This is a genomic window from Actinomadura sp. (assembly GCF_044508335.1).
Taxonomy (GTDB): domain Bacteria; phylum Actinomycetota; class Actinomycetes; order Streptosporangiales; family Streptosporangiaceae; genus Spirillospora.
This window is the reverse complement of the sequence record NZ_JBIQHY010000051.1, coordinates 29900-36957: the sequence shown is the minus strand read 5'-3', so window position 1 is coordinate 36957 and position 7058 is coordinate 29900. Positions and strand designations below refer to the sequence as shown.

General features: G+C 75.9%; 4 protein-coding genes and 1 riboswitch. Of the genes, 3 read left to right on the top strand and 1 reads right to left on the bottom strand.

The features are described 5' to 3' along the window. The first annotated feature begins 89 nt into the window (after positions 1-89). Both cobO and ACIWVC_RS18705 read left to right on the top strand, forming a co-directional pair. Positions 90-692, top strand: a complete 603-nt coding sequence (gene cobO, locus ACIWVC_RS18710) for a cob(I)yrinic acid a,c-diamide adenosyltransferase (protein WP_396451455.1) — start codon at positions 90-92, stop codon at positions 690-692. Next, a complete protein-coding gene (locus tag ACIWVC_RS18705; RefSeq protein WP_396451473.1) occupies positions 689-2020 on the top strand; it encodes a cobyrinate a,c-diamide synthase in 1332 nt (443 codons plus the stop codon). The genes cobO and ACIWVC_RS18705 overlap by 4 nt, the downstream gene beginning before the upstream one ends. Here ACIWVC_RS18705 and cobN read toward each other — a convergent pair. Beyond that, positions 1975-5568, bottom strand: coding sequence for a cobaltochelatase subunit CobN (cobN, locus tag ACIWVC_RS18700; RefSeq protein ID WP_396454379.1), 3594 nt, complete (start codon positions 5566-5568; stop codon positions 1975-1977). The genes ACIWVC_RS18705 and cobN overlap by 46 nt on opposite strands. Positions 5569-5621: 53 nt before the next feature. Further along, a riboswitch (cobalamin riboswitch) is annotated at positions 5622-5745 on the bottom strand. 71 nt (positions 5746-5816) lie between these two features. Here cobN and ACIWVC_RS18695 point away from each other — a divergent pair. Further along, positions 5817-7043 (top strand): precorrin-3B synthase, encoded by a 1227-nt coding sequence (locus ACIWVC_RS18695; RefSeq protein ID WP_396454378.1) that lies wholly within the window; start codon positions 5817-5819, stop codon positions 7041-7043. The last annotated feature ends 15 nt before the right edge of the window (positions 7044-7058 follow it).

The window sequence follows — 7058 nt, the reverse complement described above, 5'->3', positions numbered from 1 at the left end:
CGAGCACAGGAAGAACGAGCACAGGAAGAACGAGCACGGGAAGAACGAGCACGGGAAGAACTCGCGCGAGCACGGGAAGGCGGCCTGACATGCCCCAGGGGAAGCCCCTGTCCGTCCCCGACGACGGCCTGACCACCCGGCAGCGCCGCAACCGGCCGCTGCTGATCGTCCACACCGGCCCCGGCAAGGGGAAGTCGACCGCCGCGTTCGGGATGGCGCTGCGGGCGTGGAACCAGGGCTGGCCGGTCGGGGTGTTCCAGTTCGTGAAGTCGGCGAAGTGGCGGATCGGCGAGGAGCGGGCGCTGCGGGTGCTGGGCGAGAGCGGCGAGGGCGGGCCGGTCGCCTGGCACAAGATGGGCGAGGGCTGGTCGTGGATCCGGCGGCCCGGCGCCGAGGAGGACCACGCGGCGGCCGCGCGGGAGGGCTGGGCGCAGATCAAGCGGGACCTGGCCGCCGAGACGTACCGCTTCTACGTGCTGGACGAGTTCACGTATCCGATCAAGTGGGGCTGGGTGGACCTGGACGACGTGGTGGAGGCGCTGACCTCCCGCCCGGGCGTCCAGCACGTCGTCGTCACCGGGCGGGACGCGCCGGAGCGGCTCATCGGGGCCGCCGACCTGGTGACGGAGATGGGCAAGGTCCGGCATCCGATGGACGCCGGGCAGAAGGGGCAGCGGGGCATCGAGTGGTGATCCCGCGGCTCGTCATCGCGGCGCCCGCGTCCGGGAGCGGGAAGACGACGGTCGCGACCGGGCTGGTCGCGGCGCTGCGCGCGCGTGGGCTGGCGGTGTCGCCGCACAAGGTCGGCCCCGACTACATCGATCCCGGGTACCACGCGCTCGCCGCCGGGCGGCCCGGCCGCAACCTCGACCCGTGGCTCGCCGGCGAGGAGCGCGTCGCGCCGCTGTTCCGGCACGGCGCCTCCGGCTGCGACGTGGCCGTGGTCGAGGGGGTGATGGGGCTCTTCGACGGGCGGGGCGACACGGGGTTCGCGTCCACCGCGCATGTGGCGCGCCTGCTCGCGGCGCCGGTCGTGCTGGTCGTGGACGCGGCGCGGCAGAGCCGGTCGGTGGCGGCGCTCGTGCACGGGTTCGCGACGTTCGAGCCGGGCGTGCGGGTCGGCGGCGTCGTCCTCAACCGGGTCGGCTCGGACCGGCACGAGGAGCTGTGCCGGGGCGCGCTGGAGTCGGCGGGCGTGCCGGTGCTCGGCGCGGTCCGGCGGGACGACGCGGTCGTGAACCCGTCCCGGCACCTCGGGCTGATCCCGGCGGCGGAGCGCGGCGCGGAGGCCGTGCGGGCGGTGGAGCGGCTCGGCGCGTTGGTCGCCGGGTCGTGCGACGTGGAGGCGCTGCTGCGGCTCGCCCGGACCGCTCCGCCGCTGCCCGGCCCCGTGTGGGACCCGGCCGAGCACGTCGCGCCGGTCGGCGGGCGCCCGGTCGTCGCGGTGGCGGGCGGCGCGGCCTTCACCTTCTCCTACCGGGAGAACGTGGAGCTGCTGCGGGCGGCGGGCGCCGACGTGGCGGTGTTCGACCCGCTGCGGGACGAGGCCCTGCCGGACGGGACGGCCGCGCTCGTCATCGGCGGCGGGTTCCCCGAGGTGCACGCCGCCGAGCTGGCCGCCAACCGGCCGATGCGGGACGCCGTGCGGTCGTTCGGCGGGCCGGTCGCCGCCGAATGCGCCGGACTCCTCTATCTCTGCGAGGAACTCGACGGGCGGGAGATGTGCGGGCTCGTGCCGGGGAAGGCGCGCATGACGTCCCGGCTGACGCTCGGCTACCGGGAGGCGGTCGCGGTCGCGGAGTCGCCGCTGACCCGCGTCGGGGAGCGGTTCCGGGGGCACGAGTTCCACCGGACGATCCTCGGCGGGGGCGCGGAGCCGCTGTTCCGGTGGCGGGGCGGCGGCGACGGGTACGGCAGCGACCGGATCACCGCGTCCTACCTGCACCTGCACTGGGCCGGGCATCCGGAGGCGGCTCAGCGGCTGGTGTCGTCCTCCAGGTCGCCCTCCGCCTTGAGGTAGACCTCCTGGAGGCCCTGGAGGATCTTCGGGTCGGGGTGCTCCCACATGCCGCGCTCGGCGGCCTCCAGCAGGCGCTCGGCGATGCCGTGCAGGGCCCACGGGTTCGATTCCTCCATGAACGCGCGGTTCTGCTCGTCCAGGACGTAGGCGGCGGTGAGCCGGTCGTACATCCAGTCGGCCATGACGCCGGTGGTGGCGTCGTAGCCGAACAGGTAGTCGACGGTCGCGGCCAGCTCGAACGCGCCCTTGTAGCCGTGCCGGCGCATCGCGGCCAGCCACTGCGGGTTGACGACGCGGGCCCGGAAGATCCGCGCGGTCTCCTCGGAGAGCGTGCGGGTGCGGACGGCGTCCGGGCGGGTGCTGTCCCCGACGTAGGCGGCGGGGGACGTCCCGGTCAGCGCGCGGACGGTGGCGATCATGCCGCCGTGGTACTGGAAGTAGTCGTCGGAGTCGGCGATGTCGTGCTCGCGGGTGTCGACGTTCTTGGCGGCGACCGCGATGCGGCGGTAGGCGTTCTCCATGTCGTCGCGGGCGGGGACGCCGTCGAGGCCGCGGCCGTAGGCGTGGCCGCCCCACACCGCGTACACCTCGGCGAGGTCGGCGTCGTCGCGCCAGTTGCGGCTGTCGATGAGCGGCAGCAGCCCCGCCCCGTACGCGCCGGGCGCGGACCCGAAGACGCGGCGGGCGGCGCGGCCCGCGTCGCCGTGCCGGGCGGTGTCGGCCCGCACGTGGGCGCGGACGTAGTTGTCGGCGTCGGGCTCGTCGAGGGCGGCGACGAGGCGGACGGCGTCGTCCAGCATGGCGACGACGTGCGGGAACGCGTCGCGGAAGAACCCGCTGATGCGGACGGTCACGTCGATGCGCGGCCGGCCGAGTTCGGCGGGCGGGATCGGCTCCAGGCCGGTGACGCGGCGCGACGCCTCGTCCCATTCCGGGCGGACGCCGAGCAGCGCCAGCACCTCCGCGACGTCGTCGCCGGCGGTGCGCATCGCGCTGGTCCCCCACACCGACAGGCCCACCGAGCGCGGCCATTCGCCGCCGTGGTCGGCGCGGTAGCGGTCGAGGAGCGAGGCGGCCATCGCCTGCCCGGTCTCCCAGGCGAGGCGGCTCGGGACGGCGCGCGGGTCCACCGAGTAGAAGTTCCGGCCGGTCGGCAGGACGTTGACGAGGCCGCGCAGCGGCGAGCCGCTCGGCCCGGCCGGGACGTAGCCGCCGTCGAGGGCGTGCAGGACGTGGTCGATCTCGTCGGACGTCCGGGCCAGGCGCGGGACGACCTCGGCGGCGGCGAACTCCAGGACCCGGGCCACGAGGCCGCGGCGCTCGGCGGGGACCCGCCGGGCGGCAACGGCGGCCGCGTCCGCGGCCCAGCCCGCGTCCTCCATGGCCTGGACGAGGTCGCGGGCGGCGGCCTCGGCCGCGTCGACGGCGGCGAGGCCGGCGGAGCCGTCCTCGGACAGGCCGAGCGCCTCGCGCAGGCCGGGCAGCGTCTCCCGCCCCGACCACATCTGCCGGGCGCGGAGCATGGCCAGCACCAGGTCGACGCGGGTCCGGCCCTCCGGCGCCTCGCCGAGCACGTGCAGGCCGTCGCGGATCTGCGCGTCCTTCACCTCGCACAGCCAGCCGTCCACGTGCAGGAGGAAGTCGTCGAACTCGCTGTCGTGCGGGCGGTCGTCCAGGCCGAGGTCGTGGTCGAGCCTGGCGGCCTGGATCAGCGTCCAGATCTGCGCGCGGATCGCCGGCAGCTTCGCCGGGTCCATCGCGGCGATCGTGGCGTGTTCGTCCAGGAGCTGTTCGAGGCGGGCGATGTCGCCGTAGGTCTCGGCGCGGGCCATCGGCGGGACCATGTGGTCGACGAGGACGGCGTGCGCGCGCCGCTTCGCCTGCGTCCCCTCCCCCGGGTCGTTGACGAGGAACGGGTAGATCAGCGGGACGTCGCCGAGCGCGGCGTCGGCGCCGCACGACGCCGACATGCCCGCCGCCTTGCCGGGCAGCCACTCCAGGTTGCCGTGCTTGCCGACGTGCACGATCGCGTCCGCGCCGAACTCGTCCGACAGCCACCGGTAGGCGGCCAGGTAGTGGTGGCTGGGCGGCAGGTCGGGGTCGTGGTAGATCGCGATGGGGTTCTGCCCGAAGCCGCGCGGCGGCTGCACCATCACGACGACGTTCCCGGCGCGGAGGGCGGCGAGGACGATGTCGCCGTCCTGCACGAACAGCTGCCCTGGCGGCGGGCCCCAGTGCAGCTCCATCTCCCCGCGCAGCTCCTCGGGGAGCGTGCGGTACCAGCGCTCGTAGGACGCGGCGGAGATGCGGACCGGGTTGCCCGCGAGCTGCTCCTCGGTGAGCCAGTCCTCGTCCTGGCCGCCGGCCGCGATGAGGGCGTGCACGAGCGCGTCGCCGTCCTGCTCGCGGACGCCGGGGAAGCCCTCGCCGAGGTCGTAGCCGTCCTGTTCGAGGCGGCGCAGCAGCCGGACGGTGCTCAGCGGGGTGTCGAGCCCGACGGCGTTGCCGACGCGGGAGTGCTTGGTCGGGTACGCCGACAGCATCACCACGACGCGGCGCCGGGCGGGGGGCGTGTGCCGGAGCCGGCCGTGCCGCACGGCGATCCCGGCGACCCGCGCCGCCCGCTCCGGGTCGGCCCGGTAGACGGTGAGGCCGTCCTCGTCGACCTCCTTGAACGAGAACGGGACGGTGATGACGCGGCCGTCGAACTCGGGGATCGCGACCTGCGACGCGGCGTCCAGCGGGGACAGGCCGTCGTCGCTCGCCTCCCAGTCGGCGCGGCTCGTCGTCAGGCAGAGGCCCTGCAGGATCGGGACGTCCAGCGCGGCGAGCGCCCCCACGTCCCACGCCTCGTCGTCGCCGCCCGCCCCGGCCGCCGCGGGGCGCGAACCGCCCGCCGCGAGCACGGTCACGACCAGCGCGTCGGCCCGCCCGAGCGTGTCGAGCAGCGCGGGTTCGGCGGTGCGGAGCGAGGAGCAGAAGACGGGCATCGCGCGGCCGCCGGCGTCCTCGACGGCCGCGCACAGCGCCTCGACGAACGCGGTGTTCCCGGCCATGTGGTGGGCGCGGTAGTACAGCACGGCGATGAGCGGGCCCTCGGCGGTGCGGGGCTCGCGTTCGAGCAGCCCCCACGCCGGGGCCGGCGCCGGCGGCGCGAACCCGCGCCCGGTCAGCAGCACGGTGTCGGACAGGAACGCGTGCAGCTCGGCGAGGTTGCCCGGCCCGCCGTGCGCGAGGTAGGCGTGGGCCTCCGCGCAGACGCCGCCGCTGACCGTGGACAGCTCCATCAGCTCGGCGTCGGGGGCCTGCTCGCCGCCGAGGACGACGACGGGGCGGGGCCCCGCGAGCAGCGCGTCGAGGCCGTCCTCCCAGGCGCGGCGCCCGCCGAGCAGCCGGACGACGACGAGGGCGGCGCCGTCGAGCAGCGCGGGCAGGTCGGCCACGGCGAGCCGCGCCGGGTTGCCGAGCCGGTAGGCGGCGCCGGACGCTCGCGCGCTCAGCAGATCGGTGTCGGACGTCGACAGCAGCAGCACGGTGCCGGCGGACACGGCCGTTCCTCCCCCTGGGGTCCTCGCCCCGGTCGCGGGTGTCGCGACGGCAGGAGTGTCCTGGCTCCCGGATCGACGCTCGCCCCGGCCTTCCCGTCCGTGCGGACAGTGGCCTCCAGCGGGGTTCGCTCCCCGGTCACAGTGGCGGGACCGCGCCGGATTCGCACCGGCTTCCTCCCATTGCCATCGCCTGGGGAGAACAGTACGGCAGTGCGGCCCGCCCGCAAAGTGCGGTTAACATCCTCCCCGTGCCGAATGTCAGAGCCCGCGCCGACGCGTGCCCCGGCGCGCTGCGCACCCACGACGCCGCCGACGGGCCGCTGGCGCGCGTCCGCGTCCCGGGCGGCGCGGTGACGTCCGCGCAGCTCCGGGTGCTCGGCGCCGCGGCCCGGGAGCTGGGCGGCGACGTGATCGAACTGACGTCGCGGGGCAACCTGCAGCTGCGCGGCGTCCGCGATCCGGGGCGGCTCGCGGGACGCCTGGAGGCGGCGGGCCTGCTGCCTTCGCCGTCCCACGAACGGGTCCGCAACATCGTGGCCTCCCCGCTAGGGGGACGTGGCGTCCACGGCACCCTGGCGACGGACCCGCTGGTCACCGCGCTGGATCTGGCGCTGTGCGCGAACGCCCGGCTCGCCGGGCTGCCCGGCCGCTTCCTGTTCGCCTTGGACGACGGCACGGGCGACGTCGCGGCCCTCGGCGCCGACCTGACCTGCACTCCGGCCGGCCTCCGCCTCGCCGACTCGCCATTGCTGCTCGGCGTACCGGCCGGCGATCGGCCGTCCATGGACGGTGCGGGTGCGGGCGTGAGTGCCGGTGTGAGTGCCGGTGCGATCGATTTGCTGGTGGCGGCCGCGGAGGCGTTCCTCGACGTCCGGGGGGACGCGTGGCGGTTGGCGGAGGTGCCGGACGGGCCGCGGCTCGTCGCGGAACGGCTCACGGAACGGTTCGGGGCGGAACTCGGCGAAATCCGCGAACTTCCCGAGCCGCGCCGCCCGTATGCGGGGGCCATCCCGCAGCGCGGCGGGCTCACCGCGCTTGAGGCCGTGCCTCCGCTCGGGCGGATGTCCGGTGCGCAGGCCGGGGCACTCGCGGAGGCGGCGGACGACGTGCGGGTCACCCCCTGGCGGAGCGTCGTGGTGCGGGACCTCGGCTCGGATTCGGTGGGCCGGGTCGCGGAGGAACTCGGGGCGGCGGGGTTCGCGGTCGATGCGGCGTCGCCCTGGGTCGGGGTGTCGGCGTGCACCGGGAGCCCCGGATGCGCGAAGTCGCGCGGTGACGTGCAGGGCGAGGCGCGGCGGTGGGTCGGCGGGCTGGAGTGCGCCCCCGCGACCCCCGTGCACTGGGCGGGCTGCGAGCGCAAGTGCGGGACGCCGCGCGGCCCGGTCGTGCTGAAGACGGTGGGGGCGGAGACGGTCGGGGCGGAGACGGTCGGGGTGGAGACGGCGGGGGCGGAGACGGCGGAGGGGCAGCGGTGATCGACTACGTCCGGG

Excerpts from the sequence above, each read along its gene's own strand:
- cobO (WP_396451455.1), top strand. The coding sequence starts at position 90 with ATGCCCCAGGGGAAGCCCCTGTCCGTCCCCGACGACGGCCTGACCACC.